16 protein-coding genes are annotated in these 18,893 nt (G+C 62.6%); 6 read left to right on the top strand and 10 right to left on the bottom strand.

The features are described 5' to 3' along the window. The first annotated feature begins 3 nt into the window (after positions 1-3). The gene (locus ACIN8IBEIGE_RS10590) at positions 4-4,566 is read left to right on the top strand and encodes a non-ribosomal peptide synthetase (RefSeq protein WP_160014584.1); all 4,563 of its coding nucleotides are present in this window, start codon (positions 4-6) and stop codon (positions 4,564-4,566) included. Beyond that, positions 4,563-6,047: an amino acid adenylation domain-containing protein gene (locus ACIN8IBEIGE_RS10585; RefSeq protein WP_160014583.1), complete on the top strand. Its 1,485-nt coding sequence runs from the start codon at positions 4,563-4,565 to the stop codon at positions 6,045-6,047. The genes ACIN8IBEIGE_RS10590 and ACIN8IBEIGE_RS10585 overlap by 4 nt, the downstream gene beginning before the upstream one ends. A gap of 106 nt (positions 6,048-6,153) precedes the next feature. Here ACIN8IBEIGE_RS10585 and ACIN8IBEIGE_RS10580 read toward each other — a convergent pair whose 3' ends face one another. From ACIN8IBEIGE_RS10580 to ACIN8IBEIGE_RS10555, 6 genes are all read right to left on the bottom strand, one after another. Further along, entirely contained in the window at positions 6,154-7,095 is a 942-nt protein-coding gene (locus ACIN8IBEIGE_RS10580) for an iron-siderophore ABC transporter substrate-binding protein (RefSeq protein ID WP_306109728.1), read from the bottom strand. 4 nt (positions 7,096-7,099) lie between these two features. Further along, entirely contained in the window at positions 7,100-7,924 is an 825-nt protein-coding gene (locus ACIN8IBEIGE_RS10575; RefSeq protein WP_160014582.1) for an ABC transporter ATP-binding protein, read from the bottom strand. Then, on the bottom strand, positions 7,924-8,967 hold the full coding sequence (locus ACIN8IBEIGE_RS10570; protein WP_160014581.1) for an iron chelate uptake ABC transporter family permease subunit: 1,044 nt from the start codon (positions 8,965-8,967) through the stop codon (positions 7,924-7,926). The genes ACIN8IBEIGE_RS10575 and ACIN8IBEIGE_RS10570 overlap by 1 nt, the downstream gene beginning before the upstream one ends. Positions 8,968-8,969: 2 nt before the next feature. Beyond that, positions 8,970-10,007 carry an iron ABC transporter permease gene (locus ACIN8IBEIGE_RS10565; RefSeq protein WP_160014580.1) on the bottom strand — a complete coding sequence of 346 codons (1,038 nt, stop codon included), beginning with the start codon at positions 10,005-10,007 and terminating at the stop codon, positions 8,970-8,972. A gap of 58 nt (positions 10,008-10,065) precedes the next feature. Further along, positions 10,066-12,027, bottom strand: coding sequence for a TonB-dependent receptor domain-containing protein (locus tag ACIN8IBEIGE_RS10560; RefSeq protein WP_160014579.1), 1,962 nt, complete (start codon positions 12,025-12,027; stop codon positions 10,066-10,068). A gap of 61 nt (positions 12,028-12,088) precedes the next feature. Then, entirely contained in the window at positions 12,089-13,309 is a 1,221-nt protein-coding gene (locus ACIN8IBEIGE_RS10555) for an MFS transporter (protein ID WP_160014578.1), read from the bottom strand. Between the two features lie 202 nt (positions 13,310-13,511). On the opposite strand from ACIN8IBEIGE_RS10555, the gene fhuF reads away from it, so the two are divergent. After that, on the top strand, positions 13,512-14,258 hold the full coding sequence (gene fhuF, locus ACIN8IBEIGE_RS10550; protein ID WP_256665100.1) for a siderophore-iron reductase FhuF: 747 nt from the start codon (positions 13,512-13,514) through the stop codon (positions 14,256-14,258). Positions 14,259-14,299: 41 nt separating this feature from the next. Here fhuF and ACIN8IBEIGE_RS10545 read toward each other — a convergent pair whose 3' ends face one another. From ACIN8IBEIGE_RS10545 to ACIN8IBEIGE_RS10530, 4 genes are all read right to left on the bottom strand, one after another. Beyond that, positions 14,300-14,860, bottom strand: a complete 561-nt coding sequence (locus ACIN8IBEIGE_RS10545) for an NUDIX domain-containing protein (protein WP_160014577.1) — start codon at positions 14,858-14,860, stop codon at positions 14,300-14,302. 86 nt (positions 14,861-14,946) lie between these two features. Beyond that, positions 14,947-15,390 (bottom strand): NUDIX hydrolase, encoded by a 444-nt coding sequence (locus tag ACIN8IBEIGE_RS10540; protein WP_160014576.1) that lies wholly within the window; start codon positions 15,388-15,390, stop codon positions 14,947-14,949. A 26-nt stretch (positions 15,391-15,416) separates the two neighbouring features. After that, positions 15,417-15,962: an AAA family ATPase gene (locus ACIN8IBEIGE_RS10535; protein ID WP_160014575.1), complete on the bottom strand. Its 546-nt coding sequence runs from the start codon at positions 15,960-15,962 to the stop codon at positions 15,417-15,419. Positions 15,963-16,096: 134 nt separating this feature from the next. After that, positions 16,097-16,498, bottom strand: coding sequence for a hypothetical protein (locus ACIN8IBEIGE_RS10530; RefSeq protein WP_160014574.1), 402 nt, complete (start codon positions 16,496-16,498; stop codon positions 16,097-16,099). Between the two features lie 151 nt (positions 16,499-16,649). On the opposite strand from ACIN8IBEIGE_RS10530, the gene ACIN8IBEIGE_RS10525 reads away from it, so the two are divergent. From ACIN8IBEIGE_RS10525 to ACIN8IBEIGE_RS10515, 3 genes are all read left to right on the top strand, one after another. Continuing rightward, positions 16,650-17,027: a hypothetical protein gene (locus ACIN8IBEIGE_RS10525; RefSeq protein WP_256665099.1), complete on the top strand. Its 378-nt coding sequence runs from the start codon at positions 16,650-16,652 to the stop codon at positions 17,025-17,027. Between the two features lie 122 nt (positions 17,028-17,149). Then, positions 17,150-17,479 carry a hypothetical protein gene (locus ACIN8IBEIGE_RS10520; RefSeq protein ID WP_160014572.1) on the top strand — a complete coding sequence of 110 codons (330 nt, stop codon included), beginning with the start codon at positions 17,150-17,152 and terminating at the stop codon, positions 17,477-17,479. Further along, positions 17,466-18,881: a TolC family protein gene (locus ACIN8IBEIGE_RS10515; RefSeq protein ID WP_256665098.1), complete on the top strand. Its 1,416-nt coding sequence runs from the start codon at positions 17,466-17,468 to the stop codon at positions 18,879-18,881. Before ACIN8IBEIGE_RS10520 ends, ACIN8IBEIGE_RS10515 begins: the two co-directional genes overlap by 14 nt. Positions 18,882-18,893 lie beyond the last annotated feature (12 nt).

The following is an 18,893-nucleotide window of genomic DNA, read 5'->3' as shown; positions in this document are numbered from 1 at the left end:
CGCATGAGCACTAATATCATCGGCCTGCTGAACCAGCTGGCCCGCCAGGGCGTGCAGCTGAGTCTGAATGCCCAGGGCCAGCTGGTTTCCCAGTCGAGCAAGGACGCCATCACCCCGGAGTTGGGCCAGCAGATTCGCGCCAACCGCGACGCCATCGTCACCTGCCTGGCTGCCGCCAACGCCTTTGCCGCGCCGATCCAGGCGCAACACGCCGAGAGCGGCCCGCTGTCGTCGTCGCAGAGCGGTTTGTGGTTTATCGAGCAGTACGAAGAAAGCTCGCACCTGTACAACATGCCGGTGTATTTCCGCCTGACCGGCGAGCTGGATGTGCCGGCGCTGGCGTTCGCCTTCGATGCGCTGGCGCAGCGTCACGCCAGCCTGCGCACGCGCTTTGTGCGTAATGCCGAGGGCCGTGGCGAGCAGCAGATTTTGCCGCAGCGGCCGCTGCAACTGGGCGTTGAGGATTTGTCCGCACTCGAGCTACCAGCCCGTGAAGCTCAGGTGGCACAACGGGTGCGCGAGGAAATCAACCGGCCCTTCGACCTCACCACGGGTGAGCTGACCCGTGTACATCTGCTGCGCCTCGGTGCGCGTGAGCACGTGCTGCTGATCACCCAGCACCACATCATCTCCGACGGCTGGTCGGTGAAGAACATGTTTGCCGACCTCAAAACCGCGTTTCTGGCTTTCCAGAATCGCCAGCCATTGAACTGGCAAGCTCCGGCGCTGAACTACATCGACTATGCCAGCTGGTTCAATTCGCCGCTGTTCCGTGACTACCATGAGCAGTTCAAACCCTTCTGGGTCGAGCGCCTGCGCGGCATCGCCGATGTGCACAGCCTGCCACTGGACAAACCGCGCCCGGCGCATCAGGCCAGTGGGGGCGAGCTGGTGTTTTCGACTATCGACAACGGGCTATGGGCGCGCTTTAAACAGCTGTGCCAACAGCACAACACGTCGCCCTTTATCGGTCTGCATGCTGTGTTTGCGCTGCTGCTGGCGCGTCACAGCGGCGAGCGTGACATCGTGATCGGCACGCCGCTGGCCTACCGCGAGCGCGCGGATATCGAAGGCCTGGTGGGCTTTTTCGTCAACACCCTGGTGCTGCGCACGCAACTGCCCGAGCAACAGCGCTTCAGCGATTATCTGCAGGCTTGCCGCAAGGACGACCTGGAAGCCTTCGACCATCAGCTGTACCGCTTCGAGGCGCTTAGCGAGGCACTCGGCATGGATCGCCACACGGCGATCAACCCGATTTTCCAGATCATGCTGGTGTACCAGGCGCGGGTCGATTTCAACGACCTGATTCCCGGTTGCCAGGCGGTCGAGGAAACCTCGCCGGTGCTGCCGGCCAAGACCGATATCTCGGTCAAGGTCACCGAATTGATGGACTCGGTGCGGGTTGACTGGCTGTACGCCACGGCGCTGTTCGAGCACGCCACGGTCGAACGTTATGCCGAACGCCTGTTGTTGCTGCTACAGGCCGTGGTCGAACAACCCGAGATGGATATCTGGGCGTTGCCGCTGCTCGATCCGCCACTGGTGCAGCAAACCGCAGCGCGCCTGGCCGCGCTGCCCCGTGAGTATCCCAACCGGCGTACGGCGCTGGGCCTGTTCGAAGATATGGCGCGGCTGCATCCGCAGCGCCCGGCCCTGGGGGTTGGCCATAGCGCTGTCAGTTATGCCGAGCTGGATGCGCGGGCCAATCGCCTGGCGCACTGGCTGCTTAGTCAGGGCTGCGGCCCGGGTGCGCTGCTAGGCGTCCTGGCGCGCCGCGAGAATGCCTTCGCCGTGGCAGTGATGGCCATCTGGAAAATCAACGCCGCCTACGTGCCGCTGGACCCGGCCTACCCGCGTGAACGCTTGCAACACATCCTCGGCGATGCCGGCATCGAGTTGATCGTCGGCCAGGGCGAGCCGCCATTTGCATTGAACACTGGCGTGCGCTGGGTCGATCTGCAGGATGCCAGCCTGCAGGCGCAACTGGACGGCATGCTGCCGACCACCCCGGCGCTCGGCCATGATCCGCAGCAGCTTGCCCAGGTGATCTACACCTCCGGTTCTAGCGGTTTGCCCAAGGGCGTGATGGTCGAGCAGGGTGGCCTGGTCAACCTGCTGCAGGACCATGCCCAGCGCCTGCAGTTGAGCTGCGAGGCACGCATGTTCAACTGCATGTCGCTGTCCTTCGACGCCGGCAATATGTGTGCGCTGCTGCCGCTGACCCAGGGTGCGAGTCTGGTTTGGGGGGAGCCGGATGAAGATCTAGTCGAGCAGATTGAGCGCAGCGCCAGCAGCCATATGATTTTCCCCACCGCCTTGCTCGCGACCTTGCCGGACTCTGCGCTACCGACTGTGCAGGCGATGGGCTTTGGCGGTGAGGCCTGCCCGAGCGGGTTGGTCGAACGTTGGACCGGGCGGGTACGCCTGATCAATATGTACGGGCCGACTGAGGCCACGGTGACCGCGCTATGCAAACACTTAGAGCCGGGCAGCAGTCTGAGCATCGGCACACCCATCGACGGCATGCAGGCGCTGATCCTCGATGAGTTGGGCAACCTCTGTCCGGTCGGGGTGCCGGGCGAGCTGTGTCTGGCCGGCCTCGGCCTGGCGCGCGGCTATCTAAATCAGCCAGAGCGCACGGCGGCGGTGTTCCGCGAGCACTGTGTGGCCGGCGTGACGCTACGTCTGTACCACAGTGGCGACCGTGCGCGGTTGTTGGGTAATGGTGACTATGAATACCTCGGTCGGCTGGATGAGCAGATCAAGCTGCGCGGCTACCGCATTGAGCCGGGGGAGATCGAAACCCAGCTGAGCCTTAGCTGCCCGGCGCTGCAACAGGTCAAGGTGCTGGTGCTGCGCGATGGCCAGCGCCAGGCCCTGGTCGCCTACGCGGCGCTCAAGCCCGGTGCAGCTCAGCCTGCGGTCGAGGCGATCCTGCATGATGTGGCGCAGCGCCTGCCGGAATATATGGTGCCGAGCAGCCTGGTGCTGCTTGAACAGATGCCGCTGACGCCCAATGGCAAGCTCGACCTGCGTCAACTGCCGAAGATCGATCTGGCGGCTGGCGGCGAGCATACGCCGCCAGCCAACCCGCTCGAGGCCGAGATACTCGCCATCTGGCAGGCCGTGCTGAATCAGCCGCTCGGTGTGCAGAGCGACTTCTTCCAGCTGGGCGGCGATTCGATCCTGAGTATCCAGCTGACCACACGCCTGCGCGATGCCGGCTATGCCTGCTCGGTCAAGGAGGTGTTCGAGGCCAAGACCGTGCGCCGCCTGTGCCGGGTGCTGGGCAGCAAGCGCGAAGATATCGCGGTGCAGGCCGAGCAGGGCGTGCTGATCGGTGAGTTTCCCTTGCAGCCGATTCAACGCTGGTTCTACGAGCAGCCTCTGGCCACCCCGCAGCACTGGAACCAGGGCGTGCTGCTGCGCTTGCCCGAGGACGTTGGCGCACCGCAGTTGCGCAGCTATCTGCAACAGCTGCTGCAGCATCACGATGCCTTGCGCCTGGCGGTAACGGAAAGTGGCCAGCGTTATCTAGAGAACCTGCCGCTTGGCTCACCCGCGTTGCTGGACTACCGCGAGCTGGGCGAAACGGGTTTGCAATTAGCCTTAACCAAGTTGCAAAGCCACTTCGAGCCGATGTTGGGGCGCACGCTCTGCTGGGGGCTGGTGGAGAACCTGCCGCAGGGCCGCGCACTGTTTATCGCCTGCCATCACCTGGTGGTCGATGCGGTGTCCTGGCGCATTCTCGCCGATGACCTGGCGCGGTTGCACCGTGGCGAAGCGCTGCCGGCCAAGACCAGCAGCTACCGGCAATGGGGCCAGGGCCTGACCGCCTATGTGCTGCAAGCCGGTGCGCAGCTGCGCTTCTGGCGCGAACGCATGGCGGCGATGGATTACCGACTCGCGCCTGAATGGGTCAGCGCCGAGCCGACCCAGGTGCATCTGCTCGAGCTGGAACCAGTGCTGACCCAGCAACTGAGCCAGCACGCTACTCAGGTATTTGCCAGCGAGATGCGCAGCCTGCTGTTGGCCGCCTTGACCCGCACGCTGAGCGAGATGGGCCTCGGTCAGCGCCAGTGGATTCTGCTGGAAGGCCATGGCCGCGAGGTGATTGACCCGAGCCTGGATGTCAGCCGCACGCTGGGCTGGTTTACCAGCATGTACCCGCTGGTGCTGGATGATCAGGCGGACTGGGCGCAGCTGATTGCGCAGTGCGCCGAACAGCTGCGCCAGGTGCCGGACAACGGGGTCGGTTATATGCCGCTGCGCGCCAGCCTGACGGAACCCAACCCCTTGCCGCTGCCACCGGTGGCGTTGAACTACCTGGGCAGCGCGCGCAGTGGCCAGGGTGATTGGCAACCGTTGCCCATCGCGCCGGGGCGGCCGAGTGCAGCGGACAATCGTTCGGCAGAGCTGATCAGCCTGCACGGCGGGATCTTTGATGGCCGCCTGACCCTGCGGCAGATCGGCTGCCTGCGTGGTGATCTCAGCGAGCAGTTGCTGCAGCGCCTACGTCAGCACCTGAGTGAATTGGCCAGGTTGGCTATGGAGGTACAGCCATGACGGTGATGCAGCACAACCTCGGCGTGCCACTGCTGGGTCCGCACCTGGCGCAGGTATTCGCCGAACAGGCGGATGCCATGGCGCTGGGCTGGGCAGGTCAGCGTTACAGCTACGCGCGCCTGGCCGCGCGTACGGCGGCGATTGCCGCGCAACTGACGGCGCGGGGCGTGCCGCCTGGCGCGCGGGTCGGCCTGTACTTGCAACGCTCGGCCGATCTCTTGGCGGCGACGCTGGCCTGTCTGCATAACGGGTTGTGCTTTGTGCCGCTGGATCCAGAGTTCCCCCTCGAGCGCTTGCAGGGCATTGCCGACGACGCCGAACTGGCGCTGGTGCTGCAGGATGCCGAGGGCCTGGGCAGCTTTGCCATGCCGAGCCTGCACCTGCGCGAAGGTGAGGGCGGCGAGCTAAACTGGCCGGCGCTGGATGAGCAACAGCCGGCTTATATGATGTTTACCTCGGGCTCCACCGGGCGGCCCAAAGGTGTGGTGATCAGCCGCCGCGCCCTGGCCAATTTCCTCAGCGCCGCCAGCCGCCGACTGCAGTTGGGTAGCGCCGCTCGCTGGTTGTTTATCACTACCCCGGCCTTCGATATCTCCCTGCTGGAAATGCTCGGCCCGCTATGGGGCGGTGGCGCACTGGAAGTGGTCGGCAATTCGGCGCACAAGGACCCGGATGCGCTGCTCAGGCTCTTGGCCGAGCATCCGGAAATCAACACCCTGCAGGCCACCCCTGCATTCTGGCGCATGCTGCTCAAGGCCGGCTGGCCGGGCCGCGCCGGGCTGACTGCGTTGTGCGGCGGCGAGGCGCTGGATGCGCCTCTGGCCGAGCGCCTGGTGCCATTGGTTGGCCAACTGTGGAATTGCTATGGCCCCACCGAAGCCACGGTCTGGTCGCTGATGGCGCAGGTGCAATTGCCGCTCGGCGAGCAGGGCGTGCTGCTGCACCAGTCCCTCGATGGCTACCGCCACTGGGTGCTGGATGAGGCAGGCGAGGCGTTGCCTATCGGCGGCGAGGGCGAGCTGTGCATCGAAGGGCCGTCGTTGGCCAGCGGCTACTGGGCGCGTGATGACCTGACTGCACAGAGCTTTATTAGCTGGCAAGGCCGCCAGCTGTATCGCACCGGTGACCGCGTGCAGCGGGTCGGTGAAGACGCCTACCGCTATCTGGGGCGACGCGACGAGCAGATCAAACTGCGCGGCTTTCGCATCGAGTTGGGCGAGATCGAAGTCTGTCTAAGGCGCATCGACGGCGTGCAGGATGCGGCGGTGCGCTTGCATGGCAGCGGCGATGAGGCGTGTCTGGTGGCGTACGTGGAGCTGCGTGAAGGCGCTGGATTGGGCCGTATGAGCATTCGCCGCGCGCTGCAGCAACGGCTGCCGCACTACATGATCCCCGGGCGCATTCTGCTGCTCGACAGCCTGCCGAAAACCGCCAGTGGCAAGCTCGATCGCAAACGTTTGCCGGTACCAGAGGGCATTTAATAGCCGCAGTGGCTGCGTGAGGTGTGTAGGAGGGGCTTTAGCCGCGAGCTTTCTGAGCAGCATTCGCGGCTAAAGCCCCTCCCACATTGCTGACGTGTCTCGCTGTTCAGTTCTTCAGCGGCTGAGCGTCGGCCTTGCCGAGCAGCTGTTCGATATCGGCAATCACCTGCAAGGCGGCCTGTGGGCCGCCGAGCGAGGTCCATAGCGAACCATCGACGGCGCCAAAGCGCTTGCCCTGGATCGCCGAGAGTTGCTTGAACGCCGGAGTCTGTTCGGCCTGTTGCAGGGCTTCCACAGCTTCACCGCTGGTGCTCAGGGTGCCGATCACCAGCCAGTCGGCGTCCAGCAGTTGCAACGATTCCAGGCTCAGGGCCATGGAGTGGGTGTGGCCGGGGTCCTGCTGATAGCTCGGGCGAACCAGGCCGACGTCGCTGATCACGCTGCTGGCGAAGGCATCCTTGAACATGTAAGACGGGCCTTTGGGGTTCCAGCGCACAATGCTGAAAGTCTCGCCCTGGTGAGCCTTCAAGCGTTCGCGGGCTTCAGCGGCGCGGGCGTTGTAGCGTGCCAGCAGCGCATCGGCGGCAGCACTCTGGTTGAGTGCATTGGCGGTGCGTTGCAGGCTTTCCTGCCAGGGCTTGGCCCAGGCGAAGGTGATCACCGTGGGGGCAATTTCATTGAGGATTGCCAGTTGTTCCGGCTTTACCGGGCCGGTAAGGATCAGGTCGGGCTCCAGTTCCAGCAGGGTTTCCAGATTCGGGTTGTCGATATCGCCGACCACCTTGATCCCGGCCAGGGCTTTACTGTCGAGGTAGCGCGGCGGCGCTGCCTGGCCACGGCCGTTAATCGTTCCAACCGGAGTGATGCCCAGGGCCAGCGCCGCATCCAGATCCAATTCGCTCAAGGTAATTACCCGTTGCGGCGAGCTGGGCACGGTGACCGAGTTACCGAAGGCGTCTTCGATCTGACGGGTGTCGGCCACGGCGGCCGTGCTCAGCAGTTGGCTGACCAGCAGCAGGGGCAGGCTCCAGCGCAATACAGTAGTCATTGGGTTAGTCCTGTGCAGAGGGGGTGGGTTTGCGCCGGCGCGGCACCACCACCGGGGCGCCGTCATCGGGCGCCGCAAGGATGTCCACGTCGGTGTCATAGAGTTGGTCGATCAGGGCCTTGTTGATCACCTCACGGGCCGGGCCCATGGCAGCGATACGGCCGTTATCCAGGGCGATGATTTCATCGCAGTAGCGCGCGGCCACGCCCAGGTCGTGAATCACGATCAGCACGGTGCGACCCTCGCCGACAATATTCAGCACCGCCTCCATGACCTCGGCCTGGTGGCCGATATCCAGGGCGCTGGTAGGTTCATCGAGCAGCACCAGGTCGGTGTTCTGCGCCAGGATCATGCCCAGCCAGGCGCGTTGGGCCTGGCCACCGGACAGCGAGGAGGCGACCTGTTGCCAGATGTCCTGCAGTTGCATGGCGTCGCGAGCACGGGCGACCTGGCGGGCATCTTCCGCGCTCCACTGGTTGAACCAGCCCTGGTGCGGATGGCGGCCGTATTGCACCAACTGTTCGACGCGAATGCCTTCGGCCATTACCGGGCGCTGCGGGAGAAAGGCCAGCTCGCGGGCCAGGGCCTTCATCCCGTAGCGCTGCAGCGGCGTGCCATTGAGTTCGACCTGGCCATCCTGCAATGGCAGTTGTCGCGCCAGCAGCTTGAGAAGGGTGGATTTGCCGCTGCCATTGGGCCCGACAATGCCGATCAGCTTGCCTTTGGGCAGTTCGAACGATATGCCCTGCAACACGCGCTTGGCCTGGTAGGCAAAGCTCAGGTTGTGCGCGCGCAGTTGCGCAGGTGGCGGCGGGGGTAACAGGGTCATCAATCGGAGCCTTTGCGGTCTTTGAGCAACAGGATCAGCAACAGAACGCCGCCGAGCAGGCGGGTCATGATCCCGGTGGGAATTTCTTCGGGCTGCGCCAGCAGGCGTACCAGAGTGTCGCTGCCCACCAGCAGCACTGCGCCACATAACGCTGCCAGCCAGATCGGCGCAAGGTGATCGCGGGCCAGACAGGATGCGATGATCGGCGCGGCCATGGCGATAAAGATCACCGGGCCGCCGATGGCGGTGCCCAGCGCCGCCACCAGAATCGCCACGCCAAGCACCGCCAGTTGCAACGCCGCGACCTTGATGCCGAGGTTCTGTGCGGTCGCCTCGCCGAAGCGCAGCAGCGCCAGCGGGCGGTTAATCCAGGCCAGCAGTGGGATCAGTGCCAACAGGATCAGGCTGATGGGGGCAACCGTCTGGTAGCTGGCTCCGGCGAAGTGGCCCATGGTCCACAGGTAGATGCTGCCCAGATGCACCAGTGGGCGGGTGGCCATAAAAAAATCGCCGATGGCGCCGAGCAGCTCCGACAGGGCGATGCCAATCACGATAAACAGATAACCCTGCTCGCCAGGCCTGCGGCACAAGACGAATAGCGCCACCGCAGCCAGCGCCGCCCCCAGGGGTGAGGCCCACCAGGGCCAGCTGCCAAGGGTGAGATAGAGGGCAAAGCCGATCACCGCCAGCGATGCGCCTTCGTTGACCCCGACCATATCCGGGGTGGCCAGGCGGTTGCGCACCAGGGTCTGGATCAGGCAGCCAGCCATGCCCATGGCCAGCCCTGCGACCACCACCGCGGCGACGCGTGGCATGCGGATCTTGAACACCATGATGTCGTCGAGCTTGCTGCCCTGGCCGCTGAGTGTGGCCAGTACATCGAGCACGCCCATGCGCCCGGAGCCGAGGCTGATGGCCACGATCACCAGCGTCAGTAGCACCGCCAGCACCAACAGGCTGATCAGCCAGGTGCGCCGGTGCAGCAGCAGATTGAGTGTGCCCAGACGCAGATGCCAGAGCCCGGAGGGTTGATGGCTGGGCATGTTTATTTCACCGCCAATAGAGAACGGAAGCCGCCACGCAGAACGATGGCGATCAAGGCCGGCGCACCGAGCGCAGCCAGCAAAGTGCCGACAGGCAGCTCATAGGGTTGCACCAGCCAGCGCGCGAGGATGTCGGCGGCGAGCAGAAACAGCATGCCGAACAGGCTGGAGAACAGCAGCTGGCGTAGCAGCGCTACCGGTTCCAACAGGCGGGCGCAGTAGGCAGCGAGGAAACCGACAAAGCCGATTGGCCCGGCCAGGGCGATGGCGCAGGCGGTCAGCAGGGTGGCGGCGAGCAGCACGCCAACGCGCACCCAGGTGGTCGAGATGCCTAGGGCGCGGGCCTGGCTGTCGCCCATCTGCATCAGCGTCAGTTGCCGACAGAGCAGGGCGGCAAGCACCAGACCGAGCAATGCCAGTGGGCTGACCGTGGTCACTGCCGACAGCTCGGAGGCCGATAGCGAGCCGAGATTCCAGTAGCGGAACTGCTCCAGCGCCACCCGGGTGGAGAGCAACAGAAAGTTGGCGATGCCGCCAAACACCGCAGCCAGGGCCATGCCGGCGAGGATCAGTTTGAGCGGGCTGGCCTGGCCGAGCATGACGCCGATGCCGAGCACCAGCAGGTTACCCAGCAGCGCCCCGGCACCGGCCCAGAGCAGGTAGCCCTGGGTCGATTCGACGCCAAAGTAGATCAGCCCGACCACCAGGCCGAGCACCGCGCCGGCATTCACTCCGAGCAGGCCGGGTTCGGCCAGTGGGTTGCGCGTTGCGCTTTGCAGTAGGGTGGCGGCCAACGCCAGGCTGGCGCCGACCAGCAGCGCGGCGAGGGTGCGGGGCAGGCGTAGGCTGTTGACCACCATGGCCAGTTTGTCATCGGCCAGGCTGCCGGGGTTGCCCAGTAGAAAACCGAGCACATCCGCCGCGCCGTATTGCCCGGCACCGGTAGCCAGGGACAGCGCCAGCAAGCTGAGCAGCAACAGGCTGCCGGCGAGCAGGACGTGGCGTTGCTGGATATGGAAGGTGCGGGTTAGTTGGCTCATGGTTCTACTGGACAGAATTCGGGTAACCCCGGCGACAGGTGCCGCCGGGGTACGGGTGTTACAGGTCGTAGCTGAAGCCTACGTAGACGGTGCGTCCCATCAAAATGTGGTCGATGGACTGAGCGACGTCATCACGCTTGGTGTTGGTCAGATTGTTCAGACCAGCTTTGAGAGTGAGTTCTTTGGTTGCCTGGAAGTTGCTGCCCAAACTGAGGGTGGAGTAAGCGCCCGATTCGAAGCTGGCCGATTTGGCTGGTACGACCAGCATCTGGCTGCCGGTGTACTGGTAGTCCAGATTCAGACCCAGTTTTGGTAATGCCTGCCAGTCGAAGCCGATATTGGCGATGTGCTGCGGGCTGTAGTTGAGCGGCTTGCCGGTATCGCGATCTTCTGCGTCGGAGTAGGTGTAATTAGCACGCGCGGCCACGGTGTCGGTGAAGGCGTAGCGGCCTTGTAATTCGTAGCCTTGTACGCGCGCTTTGCTGACGTTGGTGTAGGTCATCACCTTAGGACGATACCCGGCGCGCCAGCTATCGCTGACGATCATGTCTTCAATCTCGTTGTTGAAGAACATGATGCCGGCTTGCAGGCGCTCATTCTGATACAGGGTGCCCAGCTCATAGCTGACCGATGTTTCCGGTTTCAGGTCCGGATTACCGACGATTTGGCACATGCCCCGGCAGGCCAGCACGCTGTAGCTTTCGTCGGATTGGGTGATGTCTGGCGCCTTGAACGCCTTGCCGGCGCCGCCCTTGAGTACCCAGTTATCAGTCAGGTTGTAGATGCCGTAGAGGCGCGGGCTAAATGCGCCGCCGAACACTTCATGGTCATCCCAGCGTGCGCCAAGGGTAATATCGAGTGCGCCGATGGAGAATTCATCCTGCAGGTAGATGGCTTTCTGATCGACTTCGGTTTCCTTGCCGAGGTTCTGGTTATGCTCCAGGGTGGTACGGCGCAGCTCGCTACCGGCGGTCAGCAGGTGGCTACCGAGGGTGGTGGAAATCTGCCCGTCGACAGTGTGGTTGTTCTGCTCCACCTCACCGACGCGTTTGCGCAGAGCGGTCATGATCTCTGAATCGTCGGTCAGCTCGACCTTTTCGTAGTAGTAGCGCACACGGGAGTTGAAGCTGTCCCAATTACCGTTGTGGGCCAGGCCGAACGTGGTGCGATCCATGTCTTGGATATTGGTGATCAATGCACCGTAGTTGTTCCAACGCGCTTTGCGTGCTTCTTCGCGGTGACTGATGTCCAGATCGATGCTTTGCTGTTCGTCGATCAGCCAGCTGAGAGAACCCAAGATATTGTTGCCTCGGCGTTTTTCCGCAGCATCGGTGCCTTTCAGGGTGAGTTGTTCGGACTGCCAGGCTTCCTGGTCGGTGGACTCGAGTATCAGATTGCCCAGTACGGTGTCCTCAATCAGCGCACCGCTGAGGTAGCCGCTGGTCTTAAGGCTGTCACCTTCATCGCCCTTGCGGGGGCTCTCATAGCTGGCGGCTACGCCAGCTTTGGTGCTGCTGGTTGGCTGACGCAGGATCACGTTGACCACGCCGCCCAGGGCATCAGCGCCATACAGCGAAGACATCGGGCCACGGATCACTTCGATACGCTCGACGGCGGCCATTGGGATCGAGGACAGGTCGAAGTCGTTGGCGTAATTAGAGGTCAGGGCGTCACGCGAGTTGATGCGGCGGCCGTTGACCAGCAGCAGGGTGTAGTCCGAATCCATGCCGCGCAGTTTGATCTCCTTGCGGCCATAGGCCGAGGAGGTATTGATATGTACGCCGGGCAGGCGTTTGACCGCGTCGGCCAGATCGTAAACCGGCATTTTGTCGAGTTCGGCGCGGGTCACGACTGACACGCTGGCCGGGGCGCTGAGCTGACTGTGCGCGGTCTGCGAGGCAGTGACGATGCTGTCTTCCAGGGTGACGCTGTTGTCGGCCAGCGCCGCGAAAGGCAGCAGACCACCCAGTACGCCCACCGAGATGGCGCGACGGTGATTGATGTTTCTGACAAAAGACATGACAGGTTCCATTTGAGTAGGTGTTGACGCGTTTACAGCTGATCACTGGTGATCGGCGGTTTCAGCCCGCCTGTGTTGTTATGCCTGCGGTGTGGCTGGCGGCGTCGCGTCGCCGGATACCGCGTTGGAGCAACCACATACCCACCCCCGTGAGTATTCCGACGACCACATAAAAGCCGCTTAATTGGTTGAAGCCCTGAAGCTGGTTGTCTGCGCCGGTGCTCAGGTAGAGCGCCGAAAACAGGCTGCCGAGCCCGGCGGCGACGTTGCTGACGGTGCCCTGAAACGCCATAAATGCGGCGCGCTGGTGCGGCGGTGGGATCGCGGCGGCGATGGTCATGCTGCTGTTGGTGCGCACCGCGCTGGCGGCCATAAACAGCACGAAGACCAGGTAAATCGACAGGCCAATCGGCGCGGCGAAACCCAGCAGCGTGGTCAGTGCCAGACCGAAGCTGCTGAGCAGAATCACCGTCAGCGCCTGGCCTCGATCAATCCAGATACCGCCCAGGCGCATGGCCGCGAGGCTGGCCAGGCCGCCGCAGAGAAACAGCAGGCCGATCTGCTCGCGGGGGAAATTCAGGTTGAACTGGAAGTAGTTGGAAAAATGCGGCACCAGCAGAAAGTGGCCGAATATCTGTAGCGCGGTGATCGCCAGTGCACCTAGGCACAGCGGCGATTTCAGCAGTGGCAATACCGAGCCGCTGGGCCGCGAAGCGCTGGTCTGAACGTGTAGCAGCAGGTGACACAGCAACGCCAGCGCCAGGCCCAGGCCGCCGAAGACGATAAAGGGCGCTTGCCAACTCCAACGCAGCGCCAGCTCCAGAGCCAGGGGTACCACCACAATGGCTGCCAGAGAAAAGCCCATGCCGATATAGGCGAGTTTTCTCCCGCGTTCGGCCGGCGGGATGATGTCGAGCATGCTTGCCATCAACAGCGCGCCCATGGGCCCGGCAACCAAACCGGAGAGTACAAACAGCAGAATCAGCTGCTCGGCGCTGCTGGTCAGGGCACAGGCCATCAGCAGGGCGAAACGCAGGGTCAGAAGGATTACCAGCGCCTGCTTGCGCGGCAGGCGATCCAGCCAGGGCGCCGCCAGAGCCATGCTCAGGGCAGAGGCGAGCGTGGCGCCGCCACTGATATAGCCGACATGGCTGGCCTGCATGCCGAGGTGACGAACCAGATCTGGACCCAGGGGCATCACCATCATCAGGCTGCCGATGGAAAGCAGGTTTATCAGCATCGCCAGATGCACGGCTGCTTTCGACTGTCCAACATCATCCATGTGCATAACCGCTCTAGATTGGGCGCGGGCTGCATCTTAAGTAATGAATCAGTATTTCGCAAACGCTAATCGTTAGCGTTATTATTGGTTCTTTTGATGGATGACGGCATTGCACGGCAAGGATATTTCTAGGAAGAACGCTGCTGCTGAGGCGCCGATTTTGCCTGCAACCGCTGCTCTAGCGACCTCAACGGATACCGCCGTGGAAGAAGAGATGTTGTCCGGGCTGGCCATGCTGTTCAGTGGCGATCTGGCGCGTTACCGCAATGTTTTTGTGGCGGCGGATGATCCGCGCGAGGCCATCAGTGGTTCGCAATTCCTCCAGCCGCAGACGCTGAGTACCTTGATGGCGCGCTTCCGCCCGCAATTCGCGACGGCCGACCAGCGCGGCTTGGCGTCGATCTGGGCCAATCAGTACTTTATGCGCCTGTTTCCGCCGGTAATCAGTGCGGCGCTGCTGCTGAACCAGCGCATGCCGCTGCGGATGGAGCAGTTGGCGATCATCGTTGATGACGAAGGCTTGCCGCTGGTGTTCAAGTTGCCTGGGCCTTGCGAGCAGTTGCCGCCGCCGCAAAATCCCTTTGAGCGTTTCGCCCATCTGCTTGATGACAATCTGCAGCCCTTTATCCAGGCGCTCTGCGCTCATACCGGAGTGTCGGCGAAGGTACTCTGGAGCAATGCTGGCAACTACTTCGAGGCCTGGCTTGGACAACTGCAAAAACGCAGCGAGCAAGCAGAGTTATTGCTCGATGGCCAGCGCCTACTGAGCGCCGCGCAACGCCCGGATGGTTCGCGCAACCCGCTGTATGCGCCAATCCGCTATATCGATATCGAGCACGCTGATGGCCAGATACGGCCTTGGCGGCAGCGCCGTTTGTGCTGTATCCGCTACGTGTTGCCAGGGGTGGAGTTGTGCCCCAATTGTCCACGGCTCAAGCAGCCTCAGTAACTCGTGCTATGCATCGCGCAGCAGGCTGTGGGTGTAGTGAGTCAGGTCGGTTTTTGGGTAGAGCGATGAGCTGCTGTGAGTATCTGTAAGGGCTTATGTGTGTCCGCGTTCGTGGCGTAAAGCCGATTTCTGATCTGTGCCCAGGCGGCCTGAAATAGCCTGTGGCAAGGCGTGGGAAAATCAGCACTCAACGGATGCCAGAAGAACTCAAAGACATGTCCGCCATCATCATCTGTGTTGAAGCGCCACTGGTGGGGTAGCGACTCTGCGACCTCACAAAGCTGAAACGACCAAATCTGTTGCTCGTATCCGGCATTCCAGCTGCCTAGATCCCTTACTGCCCGGGCATTACAAATGCCCGATTCTTCAGCAAGCTCGCGCACGGCTGCATGGGCAGGCCGCTCAGCCAATTCAATGGTGCCCTTCACCAGTTGGTAACCCGCTAGCGGATGCTTGAACACCAACAGGTACTCCAAGCCGTCAATCATCCGCACAACCACAGGGCATGCTTTGGTCGCAAGCAGGTTGGGGCCATAAGCATCTTCCAAGTCAGCCTCCACCAGGGCGGTAGTAATGGGCGCTTTCGCTACCCGGAATGCCATGTGCCTGACCCTTGAGTTTGAAAATTGCGCCGTATGCCAACATTGTCTTAATTGGCATACGGCCAGCCTCGGCTACCGATGGGCTGTCACAACAGCGATGCTCGCTTGAGCAGGTCGTAGAGCCCTTCCGGTACCAGCGGCGATGCCGGGGTGAAGCTGGCGCTGGAGTGCCACGCGGCCCTGAACGGCGCGCCATCGCTTTCATGGCCGTCTAGCCAGGGTTGTTCATAGACCTCTGCGTCGTCAAACCTTGCATCGTAGACCTGGACAATCTCGTGCCCTGGCTTGCCTGCGTAGGTGAAGATGCTTTCCAGCGTGCCAATCAGGCGAATATCGCTGATCGAGCGCCCCAGTTCTTCCTGTACTTCGCGGACGATGGCCTCGTGGCTCCTTTCGCCGAATTCAATGCCGCCGCCAATGGGGCGAAAAAGCGTCCGGTTCTCATCGGCATCGTTGAATTGGTTGACCAGTATTTTCCCCCGATGATGAAAAATGCACAGCGCGAGCGGGCGAATGAAGTGTTTTGCCACGAGTAATAATCCCTTTCTTCTGGTGGTCAATTGATCAAGCTGGGCCGGGTTGCAGGTGTTACGGGCAGCCGATCAAGGAAGGCGGCAATCTGTCGACCGCCTCGTAAATGTACTGTAGGCACCGTCGGGCCTATGGCCATGCGCACTGCGTCGATACCTTGGCGGTAGCCATGGTCGAACTGCCAGACGAATTTAAGAAACTCCAGAAATGCCCGATCGAGTTTTTCTCTACAGCCTGCAGGAAGGTCGGGGCGCGGTCGGTTCAAGACGCTACGAACGATGACGCGCCTCAGGCAGGTCAGTCGCGGCGTATCCAGCCAGATAATCAGGTCGGCGCTGGGCAGGCGCAGGTCGAAGGTGCGTCGGGCGTAGTTGCCTTCACAGACCCAGGCATCCGTGGTGAGCGCATCGCGGACCCTTTCACGGAACTGCCCCGCATCGGGCTCGACCCAGCCGGGCTCCCAGAACAGGGTATCGAGATGCACGACGGGTACGCCGAGACGCTTGCCCAAGGCCCGCGCCAGAGTGGACTTGCCGCTGCCGGCATTGCCCAAAATCACAATCCGTTGCACGAGGGACTTCCATCCGTGGAAAAGGGGCGGCGATTCTGCTGATTTTTACCGGTCTGTCAACCGCGCGGTTTTCGGCACATGAGGTCGCCTGGGTTTAGCCCTGTTTACCAGTTCATGACCCTCTCACCCAGCGTCTAAATATCGCGAAACAGGTCATGGGCGTTCAGCAGGTCGTAGGCGATCTGCGGGCGTTTTTCCAAACCGCGGCGGATGGCGGTGGGAATGGCCTGGCGGGTTTTACGACACAGCCCCGGCAATTCATCGATCTGAACCGCTATGCCGCGCATGCTGCGTACTTCGTTAAAGCCGGGGGCGACGGTGACGCGCACACCAAGCTGCTCATAGATGCGCCGCTGCAGTTTTTCCAGATCGGCCAGGCTTTCAAGGTTCTCTAGCCGCTCTAGCAGGCGTTTTTCCTCGCTGCGGGTGAGCAGCAGGATGCGCATGTCGCTGCCGGCATTCTCCAGCAGTTGTTCGCGCCCGCAATCGCAGGCACCGGGTGGGCAGGGTTGACGCAATGGCGGGGTATTGGTCATGGGCTCCGATCATAGCCAGCTGCGAGCGGTTTTGCCCATGCTCAGGTGTGGACAAATGGTGTATTGGGTGGATAATCCGCCCCATCAACCGTGCTGAAGACAAACTCGCACCATGTGTAAAACCCTGCGTACCGCTCTGATCTGGATGCTAATGCTCGCCCTCCCGGCGCAGAGCATGGCCGCCCTCAGCATGCAGTTATGCGCGGTCACCCAGCAGAGCGGGGCGCTGGCCCAGGTTGATCCGCAAATGGCCGCGCATCATCCCGGCGCGATGGTCATGGCTCAGCCTGTCGAGGCTTCTGCCTATGGCGAGCATCACGTCAGCGACAACTCCAGCCAGTCTGCGTCTGCGGCCGATAACAGCCTGTGCAGCCTCTGCGCCTTTTGTGTTGGTGCGGTAGCCCTGAGCACGGTGGTCGCCAGCAATTCCCCACTGCAAGCGGTCGAGCCGTCCCTGGCACGACTGGATCAGTTTGTCGGCTTTATCGCCGAAACCCCCGAAAGACCCCCACGCCTGTTTCTCGCCTAAGCCAAACCGTGCGTTGACGCATCTGGCGCAGTTGCTGCCCAGGTCCGCGTAACGCGTATTTAGCTATTGGTCGGTGTTTGCCTGCGCGGTGCAGGCAGCGCCGCTGCACGCGAGACTATTCGATGATGCGTTTTCTCTTTGCCCGCCGGCAGGCGTTTATCTGCCTATGGCTGCTACCCGTTGGCGCCTGGGCCGAGTTGCCCGATCCGCTGGACGCTCAGGCCGCCACGCCAGCTCTGCACTATCAATCGCCGCTCAAAGCCTACCAGGGCTTTAGCGAGCAACCGTTGCATAACTGGCGCGAGGCCAACGACCTGGTCGGTCGTATCGGCGGCTGGCGCACCTATTCCCAAGAACCGTATGCCCAGGAGCCCGATACCCAGACAACCCCGGCGCAGCAGCCCGCCAAGCCGTCGACCAAGCCAACGGAGCCGCATCATGGCCATCACTAAAGCGAGTGGCATGACGAGCCGCGTCGGGCTTTGCGCAATGGTTGTTCTACTGAGCGGCTGCGCCAGCTTTAGCCAGGATGGTGGTTTTACTCAGGTCGAACAGGCCAGCCAGGCGCAGCTGGACAAGCAGGTGACCTGGGTGAAAATCCCGGAGCAGCGCAGCCAGGTGGCCGAGCGAGTCGCCGAGTTGCTGGCCGAGCCGCTAACGGTGGATGCCGCAGTGCAGGTTGCCTTGCTGAATAACCGCGACTTGCAGGCGAGCTTCGATGCGCTGGGTATCAGCGAAGCCGAGCGCGTGCAGGCCGGGCGTATCCCTAATCCGGGCTTTTCCTTCGGGCGTTTGGAGAAGGGCAGCGAGGTGGAATACGAGCGCGGCCTGCATATCAATCTGGCGCGGCTGATTGCCATGCCGCTGACCTCCGGCATGGAGGCCAAGCGCTTCGAGCAGGTGCAGCGGCAGACCAGCCTGGCGTTGTTCGAGCTGGCCAGCCAGACGCGCAAGGCTTGGTACCGCGCGGTGGCCGTGCAGGAAAGCCTGGTTTATATGCAGCAGGTGATGCAGGCGGCTGAGGTTTCGGCTGAGCTGGCCCGGCGGTTGGCCGCAGTGGGCAACTACAGCACCTTGCAGCGCGCTCAGGAGCAGAGCTTCTATGCCGAGGCCGGGCTTAACCTGATCCGTGCCGAACAGACCCGGGTGCAGAGCCGCGAGCAGCTGACCCGCCTGCTCGGTCTGTGGGGCGAGCAGATCGATTTCCGCTTGCCCGAGCGCCTGCCCGAGTTGCCGGCTAAGCCTGAGCAGTTGCCGGATGTCGAGCGCCTGGCCATGGCTCAGCGTCTGGACATCCAGGCCGTGCGCCTGGATGCCGAGCGGCTGGCCAGCAACTTGGGGCTGAGCAAGACCACACGGTTTATCAACGTGCTGGAGCTGGGCGTGGTGAATAACCGCTCCAATGAGGAACCGACCCAGCGTGGCTACGAGATCAGCGTCGAGTTGCCGCTGTTCGACTGGAGTGGCGCCAAGGTGGCCAAGGCCGAGGCGCAGTACCGGCAGATGCTTAATCGCGCCGCCGCCACGGCAATCAACGCGCGATCCCAAGTGCGCGAGGCCTATCTGGGTTACCAGGCCAGCCATGACTTTGCCCGGCATTATCGCGACGAGGTACTGCCGCTGCGCGCGCGTATCGCCGAGGAAAACCTCCTGCAGTACAACGGCATGTTTATCAGCACCTTCGAGCTGCTGGCCGATGCACGCAAACAAATCCTCGCGGTCGATGGCTATCTGCAGGCGCAGCGCGACTTTTGGATCGCCAAGGCCGATCTGGATATGGCCCTGTTGGGCGCGCCCAGCCTGTCATCGAGCACACCGGCTATGGCCGCCACCGACGAGCCCGCCGGGCACTGATCAAGGACTATT

Source organism: Pseudomonas sp. 8BK, from assembly GCF_902506475.1.
Classification (GTDB): Bacteria; Pseudomonadota; Gammaproteobacteria; order Pseudomonadales; family Pseudomonadaceae; genus Aquipseudomonas; species Aquipseudomonas anguilliseptica.
The sequence above is the reverse complement of the archived record's forward strand: the minus strand, read 5'-3'. Positions and strand labels throughout refer to the sequence as shown.

Excerpts from the sequence above, each read along its gene's own strand:
- ACIN8IBEIGE_RS10590 (WP_160014584.1), top strand. The coding sequence starts at position 4 with ATGAGCACTAATATCATCGGCCTGCTGAACCAGCTGGCCCGCCAGGGC.
- ACIN8IBEIGE_RS10585 (WP_160014583.1), top strand. The coding sequence starts at position 4,563 with ATGACGGTGATGCAGCACAACCTCGGCGTGCCACTGCTGGGTCCGCAC.
- ACIN8IBEIGE_RS10580 (WP_306109728.1), bottom strand. The coding sequence starts at position 7,095 with ATGACTACTGTATTGCGCTGGAGCCTGCCCCTGCTGCTGGTCAGCCAA.
- ACIN8IBEIGE_RS10575 (WP_160014582.1), bottom strand. The coding sequence starts at position 7,924 with ATGACCCTGTTACCCCCGCCGCCACCTGCGCAACTGCGCGCGCACAAC.
- ACIN8IBEIGE_RS10570 (WP_160014581.1), bottom strand. The coding sequence starts at position 8,967 with ATGCCCAGCCATCAACCCTCCGGGCTCTGGCATCTGCGTCTGGGCACA.
- ACIN8IBEIGE_RS10565 (WP_160014580.1), bottom strand. The coding sequence starts at position 10,007 with ATGAGCCAACTAACCCGCACCTTCCATATCCAGCAACGCCACGTCCTG.
- ACIN8IBEIGE_RS10560 (WP_160014579.1), bottom strand. The coding sequence starts at position 12,027 with ATGTCTTTTGTCAGAAACATCAATCACCGTCGCGCCATCTCGGTGGGC.
- ACIN8IBEIGE_RS10555 (WP_160014578.1), bottom strand. The coding sequence starts at position 13,309 with ATGGATGATGTTGGACAGTCGAAAGCAGCCGTGCATCTGGCGATGCTG.
- ACIN8IBEIGE_RS10545 (WP_160014577.1), bottom strand. The coding sequence starts at position 14,860 with ATGGCATTCCGGGTAGCGAAAGCGCCCATTACTACCGCCCTGGTGGAG.
- ACIN8IBEIGE_RS10530 (WP_160014574.1), bottom strand. The coding sequence starts at position 16,498 with ATGACCAATACCCCGCCATTGCGTCAACCCTGCCCACCCGGTGCCTGC.
- ACIN8IBEIGE_RS10525 (WP_256665099.1), top strand. The coding sequence starts at position 16,650 with ATGCTCGCCCTCCCGGCGCAGAGCATGGCCGCCCTCAGCATGCAGTTA.
- ACIN8IBEIGE_RS10520 (WP_160014572.1), top strand. The coding sequence starts at position 17,150 with ATGATGCGTTTTCTCTTTGCCCGCCGGCAGGCGTTTATCTGCCTATGG.
- ACIN8IBEIGE_RS10515 (WP_256665098.1), top strand. The coding sequence starts at position 17,466 with ATGGCCATCACTAAAGCGAGTGGCATGACGAGCCGCGTCGGGCTTTGC.